Genomic DNA, 18362 nt, shown 5'->3' on the forward strand with positions numbered 1-18362 from the left:
AACTTTTCACTACAAGAAAACACAAATTTAAGAAGCAACGAATAAATTAATTAAGTATCTTTATGAACAAGATTGCCCCCTATTTCATAACTGTATATGATTAATTTCAAATCCAGTTCCTTTATACAAACTCTAATCTCGTCAACATGAAGGAAGCATTACGACTTAAAGAACTATACGAATATCATATTCTTGACACCAAACCCGAAAAAGAACTTGACGAATTAGCTGAGATTGCCTCCATGATTTGCAATACCCCTATATCCATGATAACCTTGGTAGATAGCTATCGGACATGGCACAAATCTAAAAATGGCATGGACATGGATGAAGTTAGAAGAGAAGATTCTTTTTGCCAACATGTTGTGAACAACTCCAAAGAAGTTTTTGTGGTTGAAGATGCACAGAACGATGATAAATTCATCAACAACCCTTATACCAAAGGAGATAATGGAATACGATTTTATGCAGGCGCACCTTTAGTCACCCCTAAAGGGAATGTTTTGGGAAGTTTGTGTATCGTGGATACTATCCCTAAAAAGATCACTGCCGAACAGAAAAAAGCATTACAGGTACTTTCCAAAAAAGCTATGGATTATCTCAATGCGCGAAAATTAATTCTACTACAAAAAGACAATTTAGAACTCAGTGCTTTAAGATTGAAAAAACTTACCGATGAAGCACCATGTGTTATTTTTCAGCTGCATCGTAATAAAGAAGGTGATTTGTCTTTTGATTTTTTGAGTAAAGGGATAAAAGTCCTTCATCCTGATTTGAAAGTGAGCGCTTTAAAAAAAAGACCTAAACTGCTATTCGATATCATCTCACCGGAAGATTTGCCTTTCGTAAAAGAAAGTCTGGATAATTCATATAAAAATTTAAGCGAGTGGAATATTGCCTATCGGGTAAAAAACAAAGAAAATGAAACCGAATGGCATATGCTAAAGGCGATTCCTGAAACCGAAAAAAAGGGAAAAGTAATTTGGTATGGAACCATACAAAACATTACTAATCTGATTGAATACGAAAAAACAATTGAACAAATCCTATTTGACATTTCTCATGTTTTAAGAAGACCAATTTCTTCTCTAATAGGGCTAACCAAATGCATGTCGGACGAAAAGAAACTTGATGAAGTTTTATTTAAAGAATATGCCACTTACCTCAAAATGGTATCCGATGAATTGGATGATTTTACCCGAAAAATTAATCAGGTGTACATAATTAAAAACAAATTATTATCCGGTCACACCCGTGACTTACCTAAAGCCGGTAAACCAAAAAGCAACATAATCCGAACCAATTAAAACACCCATTATCTATTAACAATGACCATCATTTGCAAAATGAATCAAAGAAGATGGTTTTATATTCTTCTTTTCCCGGCATTAATGGCTATGGTACTTAAACTTTTAATATCACCAGCTATTGTTATTTTGTACATTTAAAATAAATTATATCCATTTGAAACAGCTACACGAACTCCTAAACCAAATCGAAAGCCATATTGCTCATCATGAAAAAACAAATCCTGTAATTTCACAGGCTACCGTCGGTTGGCAATTGGACCATAGTTTATTAGTCATCAATGGCGTTATAGCCCATTTGAAAAACTCCAATCCCGAAAATTACAAATGGAAATTTAAATGGATTCGCCTATATATTCAAATCACCAACAAAATCCCAAGAGGAAAAGTCAGAGTCCCAAAATCCGTCAAACCGGTAGACGTGGCCACAATCGAAGAATTGGAATCTAAATTGAAACAAGCCCGAACAGGCGTTGCCGAGATTCAAAACCTTCATCCGAACAGTTATTTCACCCATCCGTTTTTTGGTGATTTAAATCTGAAAACTACTATTTGGTTTCTGAAATTGCACACCAAGCATCATTTAAAAATCGTTAACGACATCATAAACAAAGGATAATATTCAAAAAAGATTGTCCTTTTTTTATACATTTACGGCCAACAAAAACTTTACTTCATGAATAAAAAGATTATACTTTTCGTTAGCTTATTCGTGGCTTTTACAACACAAGCCCAATTAAAAAAATTAACGTTAGAGGAATCGGTTTTACAACAAGGCCGTGCTTTTAGAGCCGATGGCTTAACCGGTTTTCAGTGGATTCCAAACACCAATAAATACGTATTCTACACCGATAGTTGGACCAAAATGAAGTCGGCTTCTACAACAAACGATACCGCTGCAGAATTGGTTACTTTGGCTGATATCAACTCCGCTTTGGGCACCAAACTCAAGAACTTCTTTGGTTTACAATGGATAGATGCCAATACCGTTATGGTCACTGAAAATGGTAAGTATTATAGCTACAACCTAACCACCAAAACCGGAAAACTAACTTTGCAAGCACCGGAAACTGCCGAAAACACAACATTTGACAGCAATAAAGTGAACTTGGCTTTCACGGAAGAAAACAATCTGTTCTTTCTAAACAGTAAAGGAGAAAAAATTTCGGTAACCAACGAAACCAATAAAGGTATCGTATCCGGACAGTCGATAGCTCGAAATGAATTCGGAATTAGCAACGGTATTTTCTGGTCACCAAAAGCTTCTTATTTGGCATTCTACCAAAAAGACGAAACCGAAGTAGCCGATTATCCTTTATTAGACATCAACGAAACTCCGGGAAAATTAGTCAATATCAAATACCCGATGATTGGGCAAAAAAGCGAAAAACCTCGCGTTGGGATTTACCATTTGGCTACCCAGAAAACCGTTTTCATCACACCAAGAGGCAACCAAGACGACTACTTAACCAACTTATCTTGGACACCGGACGAAAAATATGTTTTGATAGCCGAGTTGAATCGCGGTCAGAATGATATGAATTTGAATGTGTATGACGCCACAACCGGTGCTTTCGTGAGAACTATTTTGAATGAAAAAAACCCGCGTTGGGTTGAGCCCGAACACGAAGCCTTCTTTCCGAATGCCAAATCCAACAACTTTGTTTGGTTTAGCGAAAAAGACGGTTTCCCTAACTTATACTACTACACTATCGAAGGAAAATTAATTAAGCAATTGACCAATAACCCATTCGTGGTTCGCGATATCATTGGCACCAATACTGCCGGAACAGAGATTTATTTCAAAGCCACCGGTCCAAATCCAACCAACATGCTGGTTTACAAAGTGGATTTAAAAGGCAAACAAACTTTAATTACCAAAGACCAAGGGGTTCACAATGTGATTCCGAGTGCCGATGGGAATTGGTTCTTTGACGAATTCTCCAATCACGATACACCATCTAAATCCTTGTTGTATGACAAAGGTTTGAAAGCCAAAACGCTTTTGGTGAGCAAAAACAAATACGAAGGTTACGAAATCGGTTCTGCCGAAATCAAAACCATCAAGTCTGCGGACGGAACCACTGATTTATACACGCGTTTGATTAAGCCGAGTAACTTTGACCCAAACAAAAAATATCCGGTTTTAGTATACGTTTACGGCGGACCACATGCGCAAATGATTACCAATTCTTACTTGGACGGCGCTAATTTATGGATGTATTGGATGGCCGAACAAGGCTATTTGGTTTTCACCCTAGATAACAGAGGTTCTGACAACAGAGGTTTTGCTTTTGAAAGCATCATCCATGGAAAATTAGGAACCCACGAAATGGACGACCAGTTAAAAGGGGTTGATTATTTAAAATCGCTTCCTTATGTTGATGGCAATCGCTTGGCGGTTCACGGTTGGAGCTACGGCGGATTCATGACGACGTCTTTAATGTTGCGCAAAGCCGATACGTTTAAAGTAGGCGTTGCCGGCGGACCGGTAATCGATTGGAAATGGTATGAAGTAATGTATGGCGAACGCTATATGGATACACCTGCTGAAAATCCTAAAGGATTTGAAGAAAACACCGTGTACAATTATGTCAAAAATCTAAAAGGAAAATTGCTTTTAATTCACGGAACCAATGATGATGTGGTGGTAGAACAACACAATTTGTCTTTAGTCAAAAAGTTTGTCGAAACGGGCAAACAGGTGGATTATTTTCCTTACCCTATGCACAAACACAATGTTATCGGAAAAGACCGCGTGCATTTGATTGAAAAAGTATTGAACTACGTGATTGATAATAATAAGTAGGAGCTAATCCCGCTTTCCGCTATATCTTTTTCGTCAGTTCGAGTGCGGTGACAACCGCGTATCGAGAACACGAAAAAGGATGCCGCTTCAATCGGGGCTAAAAAATCCCAAACCTGAACAATAATCATTGGAACCTGCCGGCAGGCAGGTTTGGGATTTTTTTATTTGGAAATTAAAACCTTTACGTTTTCTGTGGTTTCTTTCTCGCCGCCGGAAATAAAACATTATTCAAAATCAAACGGAAACCAGGTGACGTTGGATGCAAGTCGAGAACTGTTGGCTCATCGCCTACTCTATGTTGGTAATCTTCCGGATCGTGACCTCCGTAAAAGGTAAAGAAGCCTTTTCCTTTTTGGCCGTGAATGTAACGCGCTTCATCATTTAATTCGTTTTTACCCAACGTCAACACATTGGATTTAATCAAATTGCTGTCAAATGAAGTCGTTTGTCCCATAAAACCTTTCACCAATTGCGTGTGGTTTTGGCACAACATACTCGGAATCACATCCCATTTGGCAGAAAACTCCATTAAGGTGAAATAATCTTTTTCAAACGGAATACGGCGTTTCTCCGTCATATCGATATCCGAGAATTCATAGTGTTCCGGTTTCCGGTCTAAAATAAAATTCTTAAAGGCAAACGTTTTATTGTAATCTATTTGGGATTGGTAATTGGCATCGCTGTTGTCGCCGTCAAACATTGGCTCACAAATGTCAACGCCTTCGGCAGCAAGCGCAATATCAAAACTATCCGTAGCCGAGCACATGGCAAACATAAAACCGCCACCAATCACGAAGTCGCGTATTTTTTTGGCCACCGCCAATTTTTCTTGAGAAACTTTGGGATAACCCAATTTGGCCGCCAAAGCTTCGGCTTCTTTCTTTTGCTCGATGTACCAAGGTGCATTTCGGTAAGCACCGTAAAATTTACCGTATTGACCGGTGAAATCTTCGTGATGCAAGTGTAACCAATCGTATAAAATTAACTGGTCGCTCAAGACTTCTTCGTCATAAACCACTTTAAACGGAATCTCGGCATACGTCAACACCATCGTTACGGCATCGTCCCAAGGTTGTTTTCCCGGTGGCGAATAGACCGCAATTTTGGGTGCTTTTTCTAAAACCACCGTTTCCATATTTTGAGACGGACTTGAAATTTCTTCTAAAATCGATTGCATTTCTCCATCCGAAAGGACTTCAAAACTCACGCCTCTAATTTGACATTCTTTGCGAATTTCGGCTGCATCAGGCAATAAAAAAGAACCGCCGCGGTAGTTGAGCAACCAACTCGCTTTGTATTGTTTGTCTAAAGCCCAATAAGTAATCCCGTAGGCTTTGAGATGATTCTTCTGCGCCACTTCATCCATGGGCAACAATAAGAAATTGGCCTTAACGGAAAAGGAAAGCAACAAGAGAAAAATATAGAATGACTTTTTAAACATTTGTGGCAATATTTTACCCAAAGATAACAGATTTACTGTGAAGATAATCATAAAAAAAAATCCCGAGATTAATCGGGATTATATATTATTAAAACGGCACATCACTATCGTCGTCATCTCGGTTAATATTGCTACCGAAAGCTTCATTAGGTGAAGGCAAATTCTTCGTCATAAACGGATTGTCATCGTGGTTCATTTTCGAAGGCAAATCATCAAATCCGCCGCCGTATTCTTCTAAGTTGTCGAACTTACCGAGGTTTCCGATGAATTTCAGACGGATATTTTCTAACGAACCGTTACGGTGTTTGGCGATGATAAACTCGGCCTGACCGGCAGTTGGTGATTGTTCATCATCATCCCATTCGTCAATTTTGTAGTATTCCGGACGGTAAATAAACGATACGATATCGGCATCTTGCTCGATGGCACCGGATTCACGCAAGTCGGATAATAAAGGTCTTTTACTCGAACCACGGGTTTCTACGGCACGGGATAACTGTGATAACGCAATTACCGGCACTTCCAACTCTTTGGCCAAAGCTTTTAAGTTTCTGGAAATGGTGGAGATTTCCTGCTCACGATTTCCGCCGCCTTTGCCATTGCTGCCACCTGCGGTCATCAATTGAAGGTAGTCGACTATAATCATCTTGATGCCGTGTTGAGACGACAGACGTCTTGCTTTGGCTCTTAAATCGAAGATGGAAAGCGATGGCGTATCATCAATATACAATGGGGCTTTTTCTAAGTCTTTTACTTTGGTAGACAGTTGCTCCCATTCGTGTTTTTCTAATTTTCCGGTTCTCAGTTTTTCTGAAGACAAACCGGTTTCCGAGGAAATCAAACGCGTGATCAACTGTACCGAGGACATCTCCAAAGAAAACAAGGCCACCGGATGGCCAAAGTCAATGGCCATATTACGCGCCATCGATAATACGAAAGCGGTTTTACCCATACCCGGACGAGCCGCGATGATGATTAAATCCGAAGGTTGCCAACCGGAAGTGACTTTATCCAGTTTTTCGAAACCGGTTGCGATTCCGCTTAAACCTTCTTTATTGGCGATTTCTTCGATTCTTTTTTTGGCTTGGATGACCAAACTTTGGGCTGTTTCTGAGCTTCGTTTGATATTGCCTTGCGTTACTTCGTATAATTTGGATTCGGCTTTGTCCAACAAATCAAATACATCGGTCGATTCGTCATAGGATTCTTCGATAATCTCGGAAGAGATTTTGATTAAGCTGCGTTGGATGTATTTCTGCAAAATAATTCTCGAGTGGAACTCAATGTGCGCTGACGAAGATATCTTTTGCGTGAGCTGAATTAAGTAAAAATCACCACCGGCCAAATCCAACTTTCCGTTCTTTTTAAGCTGAGCTGAAACTGTTAACAAGTCAATAGGTTGAGAATCTGTGAATAACTGAAAAATAGCTTCAAAAATGTGTTTGTGAGCGTCTTTGTAAAAGGCATCGGGTTGGAGAATATCAATGACCTCATCAACACCTTTTTTATCAATCATCATCGCGCCCAATACCGCTTCCTCCAAATCCATCGCTTGTGGCGGGAGTTTTCCTTTTTCTAAATTGATAATTGTAGTTTTATCTACTTTGATAGGGTTAATATTTCTGAGATTTTCCATAAGACGAAAGTAGCTCTTTTTGTAAAAATTATGGAATTGAGTTATTCAAAACCATTGTTTATAAGTTTGTGTTTTTTGTTGATAACCAAAAAAAAATCCGAAACCATAGGGCTTCGGATTTAAGATATGTTTTGTAAGATTTACTCTTTATATTCGCCCATTTTGCTGTATTTGTCCATCCTCTGCGCAACTAATTCTTCTGTTGATAAATCTTTCAACTCATTAAAAGCTTTCATGATATACTGTTCAACGGTTTTGAAGGTAGTTTCTTTATCGTAATGAGCGCCTCCAAGTGGTTCCGGGATTACGTCATCGACTAGTTTCATTTTTTTCATATCGGATGAAGTCAATTTCAAGGCTTCGGCCGCTTGTTCTTTGTATTCCCAGCTTTTCCATAGGATTGACGAACAAGATTCCGGAGAAATAACGGAATACCACGTGTTTTCCATCATTAAAACCCTATCTCCAACGCCTATTCCTAAAGCGCCACCGGATGCACCTTCACCTATAATTACACAGATAATCGGCACTTTTAAACGCACCATTTCCAAAATATTTCTGGCGATGGCTTCTCCCTGACCGCGTTCTTCTGCTTCCAATCCTGGATATGCTCCCGGAGTATCAATAAGCGTTACTACAGGAAGATTGAATTTTTCTGCCATTTTCATCAAGCGCAAGGCTTTACGATAACCTTCAGGACTGGCCATTCCGAAATTACGCAACTGGCGCATTTTGGTATTGATTCCTTTTTGTTGACCGATTAACATAAACGATTGGCCGTCAATTTTTCCTAAACCACCTACCATGGCTTTGTCATCTTTGAAGTTTCTGTCTCCAAACATTTCTAAGAAAGTTCCTTTGGTAAGGTTGGTTATATGTTCTAAAGTATAAGGTCTGTTAGGATGACGAGACAATTGTACACGTTGCCAAGCCGTTAGATTTTTGTAGATTTTCCTTTTGGTTTCCTCTAATTTTTTTTCAATCTGTTTACAAGTATTGGTCACGTCTACATTAGATTCAGCACCAATTAATTGACATTTATCGAGTTGATCTTCTAATTCCTTGATGGGAAGTTCAAAATCTAAATATTCCATAGGGTTGTTTGTTTTGTTTAATCGAATAGCAAATATAAAATTTTAAATTGTGATAAAAAGCAAATCTTTCGGATTAGTTTTAAACAAAAATGAACCATTGTTTGGTCTTAACTCAATTTCTTCTCTCGGCTTTTTATGATGGCATTGAGCAGCACCGTCAATAAGATAATTGCAGCTCCAACGTAGAATTCGAAACTCATTTTCTCTTTTTCTTCGAAGATCAATACGGCCAAAATAATGCCGTAAATGGGTTCCAAATTAATCGTGAGCATAACAGTATACGGACTTAAAAACTTCATCACAGCGGTTGAAGCAATAAAAGCATATGCGGTACAAACCGAGCTTAAAACCAATAAATACAGTAAATCTTTGGCAGAAAGCTGAAAGAATTCAGGTGTAAAACTTCCGAAGAACAACAACAGAAAAGAGAAAAAAACTACGCCACCGCTGAGTTCGTAAAAAGAGATTACAGTGGCGTCATAAGATTTAACCAATCGACTGTTGATTACCGAAAACAAAGCGGACAGAAAGGCAGAAATCAAAGCAAATCCGATTCCAAATAAAAATTTATTACCACCATTAAAAATAGCATCCAGCAATCCTTCGGTTCCGGTATCGGCAGAGACAGCCACAAAATACAATCCGATTATGGCAACAAGGCCGGAAAGCAATTCGTACCAAACAATTTTTTTACCGTATAAAACAGGTTCTAATATAGAGGCAAATAAAGCACCGGTGGAAAGACAAGCCAAAGTAATGGACACATTTGAAATTTTAATGGCATGAAAAAAGGTAAACCAATGTAAGGCAATGATTAGTCCGGAGAAAAGAAACTGCATCAGTGTCTTTATCGGCACTTTTAACGGCAACTTTTTATAATAAATATAAATGGCGATAAAGCCCACAGCAAAAAGCATCCGGAACCATACTAACGGCAACGCATCAAGTGTAATTAAGGCACCCAATACGGCTGTGAATCCCCAAATGAACACAATCAAATGAAGGTGTAAATAGCTTTTTATATTATCGCTTGGCATTTCTTAAAAGGTAGATCGCTAGAAGTCCGAAAACAATATTTGGTGTCCAAACCGCTATCAATGGAGGCGCAGTTGACTTCTCGGCGAGTACGCCAAAAACTTTATCTAAAAAGACAAAAGCAAAGGCTAAGACGATTCCGATAGCCAAATTGGCACCCATTCCGCCACGCCTTTTCATGGCCGAAACCGCTACCGCTATAATGGTCAAGATAAAGGCTGAAACCGGTATACTGTACTTTTTGTATAACACTACCAAATAAGTGTTGATGTTGGAGGAACCACGGGCTTTTTCTTTGTCGATAAACTTATGCAAATCGTTTAAAGGCAAAGTTTCTGCGATATAGACCAAAGGGGTTAAATCTTCTAAATCAAAATTGAAGATGGTATCTTTTCTTTCTCCGCGTTCAATGATGTCGCCAAACTCTCCTACTTTTCTTTTGCTGTAACTAAAGAGTGTATAGTTTTTGGTTTTTTCATTCCATTTGATTCGGCTGGCGATTAATTTGTATTTCAATTTGTCTCCTTCAAATTTTTCCATAGAGAAATTGAAAGCCATTTGGCTGTTTTCATTAAAACCGCTGACAAACAAGTATTCGTCTTTGCTGATTTGGCGGAACACATCCGAGTTATCGCGCATTTCGTTTTGACCGTTGCCGATAAGGTATTTGTACCTGAAATTCTTAAATCCGGCACTGGCATTTGGCACCAAATAAACGCTCATTATCAAAGCGAAAAAAGAAACGATAGTGGCGCCAACAATATAAGGCCTCATGAATCTTGTAAAGGAAATTCCGGAACTTAAAATGGCTATGATTTCGGTATTGTTGGCCAGTTTTGAGGTAAACCAAATCACCGACAGGAAAAGAAAAATGGGAAATAATAAATTGGCAAAATAAATGGTAAAGTCAAGATAATACCAGGCAATTTCTTTGAAAGGCGCTTGGTTTTCAATCATTCGGTTGACTTTCTCTGAAACATCAATCACGATTCCGATAGGAATAAACATGAGCAACATTACCGAGAATGTGGCTAAATATCGCTTGAGGATGTATTTGTCAATTATTTTTAACATAATGTTAATTTGGTTATTTGGTTATTTGGTTATTCGTATCCATCTTACAAATAACCGAATGACCATATCCACGAATCACCTATAATCGTTGGCTCATTTGTTTTACCATCATTTCTTTCCAAGTTCTGAAATCTCCGGCTAAGATATGCTTTCTGGCTTCACGAACCAACCACATATAGAAGCCTAAATTGTGAATGGTGGCAATTTGTTTACCAAGGTATTCATTGGCTGCAAACAAGTGACGCAAATAAGCTTTGGTATATTCGGTATCGACAAAAGTGATTCCCATTTCATCTATCGGAGAGAAATCGGCTTCCCACTTTTTATTTTTGATATTGATTGTTCCGTTAGCGGTGAATAACATCCCGTTTCGAGCATTACGAGTTGGCATCACACAATCAAACATATCTATACCCAAAGCTATGTTTTCCAATATATTAATTGGTGTTCCTACTCCCATTAAATACCTTGGTTTGTCTTGGGGTAAAATAGCGGTAACCACTTCGGTCATGGCGTACATTTCCTCGGCCGGTTCACCCACTGATAAACCACCAATAGCGTTACCTTGTGCTCCGGCATTGGCAATATATTCAGCCGATTGTTGGCGTAAATCTTTATAAGTACTTCCTTGGACTATGGGAAAGAAGGTTTGTTCGTAACCATATTTAAATGGCAATTTTTCCAAATGATTGATGCAACGATCCAACCAACGATGGGTCATATGCATTGAGCGTTGCGCATATCTGTAATCACATGGATAAGGCGTACATTCATCAAAAGCCATAATGATATCGGCACCAATGGTACGCTGAATTTCCATTACGTTTTCGGGTGTAAAGACATGGTAGGAACCATCGATATGCGACTTGAATTTAACTCCTTCTTCTTTGATTTTTCTATTGGCCGAAAGCGAGTACACTTGGTAACCGCCACTATCCGTTAAGATATTTCTATCCCAATTCATGAATTTGTGCAAACCGCCTGCTTTTTCAAGAATATCGGTTTGTGGACGAAGGTATAAATGGTAGGTATTCCCGAGAATAATATCAGGGTTGATTTCTTCTTTTAGTTCGCGTTGGTGTACTCCTTTTACTGATGCTACTGTACCAACAGGCATAAATATTGGGGTTTCGATTACACCGTGGTCGGTGGTAATACTACCGGCACGGGCGCTTGAATTGGGATCTTTGGCTAGTAAATCAAATTTCATTTGTTTCTTTAATCAGTCGGCAAAGATAAAAGAATTGTGAATTGTGGATTGTGAATTATGATTTTATTTAACACTAATATAGAACCTGTGCATTCTTGAATGGCGAAAGTATAATTCCTTTCCCTTTTTATACTTATTTAGACTTTGCATTATTCATGCTATTTTCATACACTATCCATACACTATCCATACCTTTGAGGAGTCCAAAAATAATGATTGAGATTGTATAGTAGTGGTTTTAGTTTACCTTATGCGTTTTGTCTTTACTTCGTAGTGTTGTGTTCTTACTCACGGGTGCGGTTTCTGTTCTTCTCAATCGACTGTTATAAAAAAATGGGTCATTACTGACCCATTTTTTTGTAAATATTACTGCTTAATTGTTTTAGTATATTGTGTACTACCATCCTGCATGGTCAGTGTAAGAATGTATAGTCCCGAGTTTAAATCACCCAGATAAATATCTTGTAGCGGTTGTTCGATAATTTTAACCAACTTACCGGTTGCTTCAGAAACGAAAATGGTTTTTACTCCTTCCGCATTTTCAAGGTGAATCATATCTTTAAATGGCACAGGATATATTTTAATTTTTTGCTCAGCTACATCAACAGTAGATAAAGCTTGTGTCAACGTGACTGTTATTTTCCAAGTGTTATTATCCACTTTGTTATAAGTCGCATTACAGCCAGATCCTCCATAGGTTCTCCAAGCTCTTAGGTCAAAAGTAACATTCCCTGTAAGGCCATTTGCAAGGGTTAATCCTGTTCTGTTATAAGCATAAGTTCCTGTTGTACCACCTACCCCGGAAGAGATTGCTGCTTCTGACGTATTGTTGGTTGTACATACCAAAAGAGATCTTTGCTCACTCATCCAACCATTGCTTGCTGTACTCATGGCATAAGACACATTGGTTGAGGCAATTTGAAAGCCTGCCGGAACATTTATGGTTAATGTCCCCGGACATGCCGTTGTACTAGTTAGTGTAGGTCCGGTAGAATACTCTGTATTAATATCTCCGGTGGTGTAAGTAGCTTCCATTTGCCCGGTCGTAAACATTTTCATTTGCCAAAAACCTTGTACAGTTCCACAATCAGATCTAACCCAGAAATAATAAGTTTCTCCCAAGTTTAGCCCTGTAAGTGTTACCGTGGTTACCCCGGCGCCAACAGTACCTGTTGGAGTGGTTGAAGCTGTTGGAGGTGTTGAAGAACTGCTATAATAATAATGATATCCTGAGGATGGTGCGCTTGTGGGTGCTGTCCAGTTAAAAGTACCTCCATCATTAGAAGAGATAAAAGTAATGTTACTTGGTCCGGAACAGCTGGTATAAGCATCCGCAGAAAAACCAAAAACATTAGGAATTCCTCCTGACACTTTGGTAACGGTAACACTTTCAATAAGTTTGGCTTGATTGGCCACATTTATAGCTAAAGGAATCTGATAAAGTCTAGGATTTGTTCCGCCACCGGTTTCCAAAACATCATTGTTTCGATTGATTCTTCCGATACCTTGAATGGCAAAATTAGCTCCGCCGTACCAGTCAGAAATACTAATATTTGTAAAGGCTTCGGTAGTAGCATCGGCAAAGTTAACGGTTACATTTACAGTACACGCTCCGCTACCGCCAGTAGCCAACATATATAAATTAACTGCTGCTAAAGGATTGGCAAACAACAAAGTTCCTGAATCACTAACATTTTGAAGACGCAATGCGTTATTACCACTATAAGAGGCCAATTGATAGCTTAGTCCGGCAGGCGAGGCTACTGCACTATTCACCAATCCGTTTACAGGCAATCCATAAGTTAATGGAGTGCTTCCTGAGGTTAATTGAAAATCTCTTGAAATAAAAGCATAATTCACGCCATCAACATCATTATTAGTAGAAGATACCGCTGTTCCTACGCCATTGGCAATAACATCGGCATTAAAACCACTTTGAATGGGAATTGTTTGTAAATTTTGTGCGGTAGTTTTTTGAAAAACCGTTAAAAAGCCGGCAATAGCAATAGCAAATAGTAGTGTTTTTTTCATAATTTATTAAGTAGTTAGATTAATTTGCGGTCTAATTTACAATTAATCAGTAGAAAAATACAAATATCAGTAGTAGTTTAACAATAATATCTACGAACAACACTTAAATCAAATAAAAACCATTATTAAGACCAATCTATTAATTTCAATTGAGTCATTGTAAACTAAGGCTTAGGTGTTTTTTTTTGATCAACCGGCAATTTATCCAAATACTCTTCAGTGTTGCTGTGAGAGACTCTATCCGGATTTGCGTTGTCATTTACAATCTCTTTTTGGCGTGGCATTTCTTCAGAATGGGAATCATACTTGCTTTGCGTTTGTCCTTTGGTTTCATTCTCCGGGTGAGTTGCACCCGCCTTTTGGTTCTTTTTCATCTTAATGCAATTTTAATGGGATACATGAATTGTAGCTTAGTAAAAGTAAGTCTAAACCGGTCATCAGGTGTTTTACAATTCTGTATCGCTTTTACAGGATTACCACATTAATAAAAAAAGCAACCCCGAATCCCTTCGAGGTTGCTTAGCAATAACGGTTTGAAATTGGTTAATGTATTAAGTCTTTTTAAGACGAGGCTTTACAGTTGGTCAAATGGGCATTAAGCACTTCTTCCAAAGCTTCTTTATAATCGCGAACATGGTGTTTTTTCATTAAATAATTAACCCCTAAGTCGTTGAAGTGTTTGACCAGTTTTTTGGGATAAGCACCCGAAACCATTACTATGGGTATTTTTTTGAGTGTATCCGATTTTTTGATAATTTCTAAGATTTCCTGACCATTAAGGATGGGCATGTGTACGTCTAAAAAAATGATGTCGGGTTTTTGCATATCAGTCTCGAGTACCAAGAGCATGATTCTCCCTTCGGAGAAGCCTCGAACCTTGTGCCCCAATTCTTCTGCCACTTCTTTAAAGAAGTCTAAATCCTCATCATCGTCGTCTAAATAGAAGATAGTTTGTGATTTTTCCATAGCCTAATAGATTTTTTATAAAACTACTTGAAAATCAAAAAAGCAGCGTTACATAATAATTTTGTTTTTTTATAGAATTTCAACCTAAAAACCCTATTTATTTTGGTACTATATGCTAAGTTAGTGTGTTTAAATTTATTATTAATAACCCTTTGATAACTAATTTATAAAACTTTTGCGGCTTGCAAAAAATAGAATTACTTTTGAGCCCAATAATTTATATCTATTTATAATGTCTAACACACAACATTTACAAGATTTCACAACACAAGTTCGCAGAGACATTTTGCGTATGGTACATGCTGTAAACTCGGGACATCCGGGTGGTTCATTGGGCTGTGCCGAATTTTTCACGGTGTTATACCAACACTTACTGAAAAGAAACCCTCAATTTGAAATGAATGGCATCGGTGAGGATTTATTCTTCTTATCGAATGGTCACATTTCTCCTGTTTATTACAGTGTTTTGGCCCGCACGGGTTATTTCCCTGTGTCAGAATTGGCTACCTTCAGAAAGTTGAACACGCGTTTGCAAGGACATCCAACGACTCATGACCAATTACCGGGTGTAAGAATCGCTTCGGGTTCTTTAGGACAAGGATTGTCAGTAGCCATAGGAGCAGCGCAAGCCAAAAAATTGAACAATGACTCTAATCTTATCTATTCACTACACGGTGATGGAGAATTACAAGAGGGTCAAAACTGGGAAGCTATCATGTATGCTTCTGCTAAGAAAGTAGACAATTTAATTGCAACCGTAGATTATAACGGCCAACAAATTGATGGTTCTACTGACGAGGTATTGAACATGGGCAATTTAAAAGCCAAGTTTGAAGCTTTTGACTGGGATGTACTGGAAATCAAAGAAGGCAATAACATTGAAGCAATCATCGCCGGAATGGAAGATGCTAAAAGCAGAACCGGTAAAGGAAAACCGGTTTGTGTTTTATTACACACGGTGATGGGTAACGGTGTTGATTTTATGATGCACACTCACGCTTGGCACGGGAAAGCACCAAACAACGATCAGTTAGCTATCGGATTGGCGCAAAATGCAGAGACTTTAGGAGATTATTAATCAGTAAGAAGACGTGAGTATTAAGAATTAAGACTTTTATGAAAAAATATACAAATACAGGAAGTAAAGATACCCGTTCAGGTTTTGGCGCAGGCATGACCGAACTGGGACAAAAGAATGAAAATGTAGTAGCACTTTGTGCGGACTTAATCGGTTCGTTAAAGTTTGACGACTTTAAAAAGAACCATCCGGAACGTTTTTTCCAAATAGGAATTGCCGAGGCTAATATGATTGGTATTGCTGCCGGTTTGACCATCGGCGGAAAAATTCCTTTTACAGGAACTTTTGCCAATTTCTCTACCGGAAGAGTTTATGACCAAATTCGTCAATCAGTAGCCTATTCAGATAAGAATGTGAAGATATGTGCTTCGCATGCCGGATTGACTTTGGGAGAAGATGGTGCCACTCACCAAATCTTAGAGGACATCGGTTTGATGAAAATGTTACCGGGCATGACTGTTATCAATACTTGTGATTACAACCAAACCAAAGCCGCTACTATTGCTTTGGCTGACCACCATGGTCCGGCTTATTTGCGTTTTGGACGTCCGGTAGTGCCTAACTTCACTCCTGCTGACGAACCATTTGTTATAGGGAAAGCGATTATGCTAAACGAAGGAACTGACGTGACGATTGTTGCCACAGGACACTTAGTTTGGGAAGCTTTAATTGCTGCAGAAGCTTTAGAAGCTAAAGGAATTTCGGCTGAAGTAATCAACATTCATACGATTAAACCTTTGGATGATGAAGCCATTTTAAAATCAGTAGCTAAAACCGGTTGTATTGTTACCGCTGAAGAGCACAACTTTTTAGGTGGTTTAGGAGAAAGCGTTGCCAGAGTTTTGGCCTTGAATCACCCTACACCACAAGAGTTTGTTGCGGTGAATGACAGCTTTGGTGAAAGTGGTACTCCGGAACAATTGATGGAAAAATACCAATTGAACAACCAAGCCATTGTGGCTGCCGTTGAGAAAGTGATTAAAAGAAAATAAATTTCACTCTTGATTATAAAAAAAGTCCCGATGCAAATCGGGACTTTTTTATTTATATCAGTTTTGCTTATGGGTGACAAACGGCACTCAAATGTACTTTTTTGTTGCCATCAGTTGCACAAACAGGAATATCATTAAATGGATAGGCCATACCGGTCAAAGGGTTTTTGATTTCTTCTTTGGTGATAAAAAAGTCGCCATCATCATCAATGTCTAAGAAATCGGGAACACCGTCTCCGTCAGTATCATCAATATTGGTTACTCCTTCTGCTAAAACTCTAACATACCCATCACTGTTTAAATCTTCGTAGAAAGAATAAATCCCATCTCCGTCATTGTCTACTCTTTGAATTTCATATAATTTGAAAGAAAAAATTAGCGGGGAATAAGCGGGAATTGTGGTAGAGCTACTGGCATAATACCCTAAACCTGACGGAAGAAACATTATACCGGCACCAAAATCGGAGTACGATACTGTACCATCCGGGTTTTCGGTATAACCTCCGGCTTTGAATCTAGGGAAAACTTCACCCCAACCTCTAATGGTAGAAGACAATGTTAAAAAGCTCTGAGGGTTTACACTCTCTTCAAACTGTTTTAACTTCAGAACATCAACTTCAACACCATCTACCGTTTCTTTTGCCGTATAAAGATATTGCCCCACATAAGAAGACAAAACCCTGTCTACATTGCAAGGTGTTTTGGCCAATTCAGCGTCTGTAGGAGGTGTCGCTGACTGTCTGTCTATATGACCTCTTAATTTTAAATAATAAAGTTTGTAGGTGATATCATTGGCATCTACCGTAAAATCGGTTACCAGATCGGGGCTATTCCAAATTGACGTTTGGGTTCCTCCGGCAGGTATTTTAGTAAAGGTAACGCTTTGATCATCTTGTCCACCGGGATTATCAACAACGGTGATATAGTGTGTTTGTAAAAACTCTTCAATCTTATCCAAATCTGCTTCATACTGTGTTGCATAATCGCGAAGAGGCTCAGTATTATTATCATCTTTAGAGCAGGAAACTACTAGTAGCGCTAAGGAAAAGCAAACTATAGTTTTAAAAAAAATATTCATTTTTGTTTGATTTTTGAGCACGCAAGATACAATATTGATTTATTTTTGTAAACTATTTAACGTTGATTTTGGAAAAAAAATGAGAGTTGACAAATATTTATGGTGTGTTCGTTATTACAAAACCAGAAACATGGTAACCGAAGCCTGTCGGAAAAATCAAATCACGGTAAACGGACAAGTGGCTAAGGCTTCGCGAGAGGTTTTTCCCATGGATAAAATCACTTTCCGAAAAGACCAAATTACTTATACGATATCGGTATTGGACATCCCTGCAAATCGTGTAGGCGCCAAATTAGTAGACATTTACCGCAAAGATGAAACACCTCCTGAGGTTTTTGCCCATTTGGAATTATTAAAACTATCCAAAGAGCATTATCGCAAAACGGGCACCGGAAGACCTACTAAAAAAGACCGTAGGGATTTAGAGGATTTCGAGTTTGACGTTGAGGATGAAGCAGAATAAAAGGTTTTTTATCTCTGTTGCAGAATTGATTAGACCACAGATTCGCCAATTAATTTGGATTGTGATTGGCCAAAAATATTATTATACTTTATTTGTAGTTATAGCCCATTGGGATGAAAATAAAAAAACCCATCAATTACTTGATGGG

The 18362-nt window shown here is 38.5% G+C and carries 16 protein-coding genes; 6 read left to right on the forward strand and 10 right to left on the reverse strand.

The features are described 5' to 3' along the window. Window positions 1-146 precede the first annotated feature (146 nt). The 3 genes from HA632_RS12235 to HA632_RS12245 all read left to right on the forward strand — a co-directional run bounded on the left by HA632_RS12235 (window position 147) and on the right by HA632_RS12245 (window position 4116). Window positions 147-1307, forward strand: coding sequence for a GAF domain-containing protein (locus HA632_RS12235; protein ID WP_176307479.1), 1161 nt, complete (start codon window positions 147-149; stop codon window positions 1305-1307). A 157-nt stretch (window positions 1308-1464) separates the two neighbouring features. Beyond that, a complete protein-coding gene (locus tag HA632_RS12240) occupies window positions 1465-1926 on the forward strand; it encodes a DinB family protein (RefSeq protein WP_176307480.1) in 462 nt (153 codons plus the stop codon). A 57-nt stretch (window positions 1927-1983) separates the two neighbouring features. Beyond that, window positions 1984-4116: a DPP IV N-terminal domain-containing protein gene (locus HA632_RS12245; RefSeq protein WP_176307481.1), complete on the forward strand. Its 2133-nt coding sequence runs from the start codon at window positions 1984-1986 to the stop codon at window positions 4114-4116. 181 nt (window positions 4117-4297) lie between these two features. On the opposite strand, the gene HA632_RS12250 is transcribed toward HA632_RS12245, so the two are convergent. The 9 genes from HA632_RS12250 to HA632_RS12290 all read right to left on the reverse strand — a co-directional run bounded on the left by HA632_RS12250 (window position 4298) and on the right by HA632_RS12290 (window position 14603). Further along, entirely contained in the window at window positions 4298-5557 is a 1260-nt protein-coding gene (locus tag HA632_RS12250) for an asparagine synthetase B (RefSeq protein WP_176307482.1), read from the reverse strand. Window positions 5558-5645: 88 nt separating this feature from the next. Next, entirely contained in the window at window positions 5646-7193 is a 1548-nt protein-coding gene (dnaB, locus tag HA632_RS12255; RefSeq protein WP_176307483.1) for a replicative DNA helicase, read from the reverse strand. 140 nt (window positions 7194-7333) lie between these two features. After that, complete coding sequence (locus tag HA632_RS12260) at window positions 7334-8287, reverse strand: acetyl-CoA carboxylase carboxyltransferase subunit alpha (RefSeq protein WP_176307484.1); 954 nt, start codon at window positions 8285-8287, stop codon at window positions 7334-7336. A 107-nt stretch (window positions 8288-8394) separates the two neighbouring features. Beyond that, on the reverse strand, window positions 8395-9324 hold the full coding sequence (locus HA632_RS12265) for a DMT family transporter (RefSeq protein WP_176307485.1): 930 nt from the start codon (window positions 9322-9324) through the stop codon (window positions 8395-8397). Then, the gene (locus HA632_RS12270; protein ID WP_176307486.1) at window positions 9311-10396 is read right to left on the reverse strand and encodes an LptF/LptG family permease; all 1086 of its coding nucleotides are present in this window, start codon (window positions 10394-10396) and stop codon (window positions 9311-9313) included. The genes HA632_RS12265 and HA632_RS12270 overlap by 14 nt, the downstream gene beginning before the upstream one ends. Before the next feature lie 79 nt (window positions 10397-10475). Beyond that, a complete protein-coding gene (tgt, locus tag HA632_RS12275) occupies window positions 10476-11606 on the reverse strand; it encodes a tRNA guanosine(34) transglycosylase Tgt (RefSeq protein WP_176307487.1) in 1131 nt (376 codons plus the stop codon). A 366-nt stretch (window positions 11607-11972) separates the two neighbouring features. Continuing rightward, window positions 11973-13637, reverse strand: a complete 1665-nt coding sequence (locus HA632_RS12280) for a T9SS type A sorting domain-containing protein (RefSeq protein WP_176307488.1) — start codon at window positions 13635-13637, stop codon at window positions 11973-11975. Window positions 13638-13801: 164 nt separating this feature from the next. Next, entirely contained in the window at window positions 13802-14011 is a 210-nt protein-coding gene (locus tag HA632_RS12285; RefSeq protein ID WP_176307489.1) for a hypothetical protein, read from the reverse strand. Window positions 14012-14198: 187 nt separating this feature from the next. Beyond that, on the reverse strand, window positions 14199-14603 hold the full coding sequence (locus HA632_RS12290) for a response regulator (RefSeq protein ID WP_176307490.1): 405 nt from the start codon (window positions 14601-14603) through the stop codon (window positions 14199-14201). A gap of 232 nt (window positions 14604-14835) precedes the next feature. On the opposite strand from HA632_RS12290, the gene HA632_RS12295 reads away from it, so the two are divergent. Together HA632_RS12295 and HA632_RS12300 are read left to right on the forward strand one after the other, a co-directional pair. Then, a complete protein-coding gene (locus HA632_RS12295; RefSeq protein ID WP_176307491.1) occupies window positions 14836-15681 on the forward strand; it encodes a transketolase in 846 nt (281 codons plus the stop codon). A gap of 38 nt (window positions 15682-15719) precedes the next feature. After that, complete coding sequence (locus tag HA632_RS12300) at window positions 15720-16673, forward strand: transketolase family protein (protein WP_176307492.1); 954 nt, start codon at window positions 15720-15722, stop codon at window positions 16671-16673. A 67-nt stretch (window positions 16674-16740) separates the two neighbouring features. Here the strand turns inward: HA632_RS12300 and HA632_RS12305 are convergent, their stop codons facing one another. After that, window positions 16741-17751 carry an FKBP-type peptidyl-prolyl cis-trans isomerase gene (locus HA632_RS12305; RefSeq protein WP_176307493.1) on the reverse strand — a complete coding sequence of 337 codons (1011 nt, stop codon included), beginning with the start codon at window positions 17749-17751 and terminating at the stop codon, window positions 16741-16743. 79 nt (window positions 17752-17830) lie between these two features. Here HA632_RS12305 and HA632_RS12310 point away from each other — a divergent pair, with 79 nt between their 5' ends. Then, complete coding sequence (locus HA632_RS12310) at window positions 17831-18214, forward strand: RNA-binding S4 domain-containing protein (protein ID WP_176307494.1); 384 nt, start codon at window positions 17831-17833, stop codon at window positions 18212-18214. Window positions 18215-18362 lie beyond the last annotated feature (148 nt).

This window comes from Flavobacterium sp. J49 (assembly GCF_011742145.1).
Lineage (GTDB): Bacteria > Bacteroidota > Bacteroidia > Flavobacteriales > Flavobacteriaceae > Flavobacterium.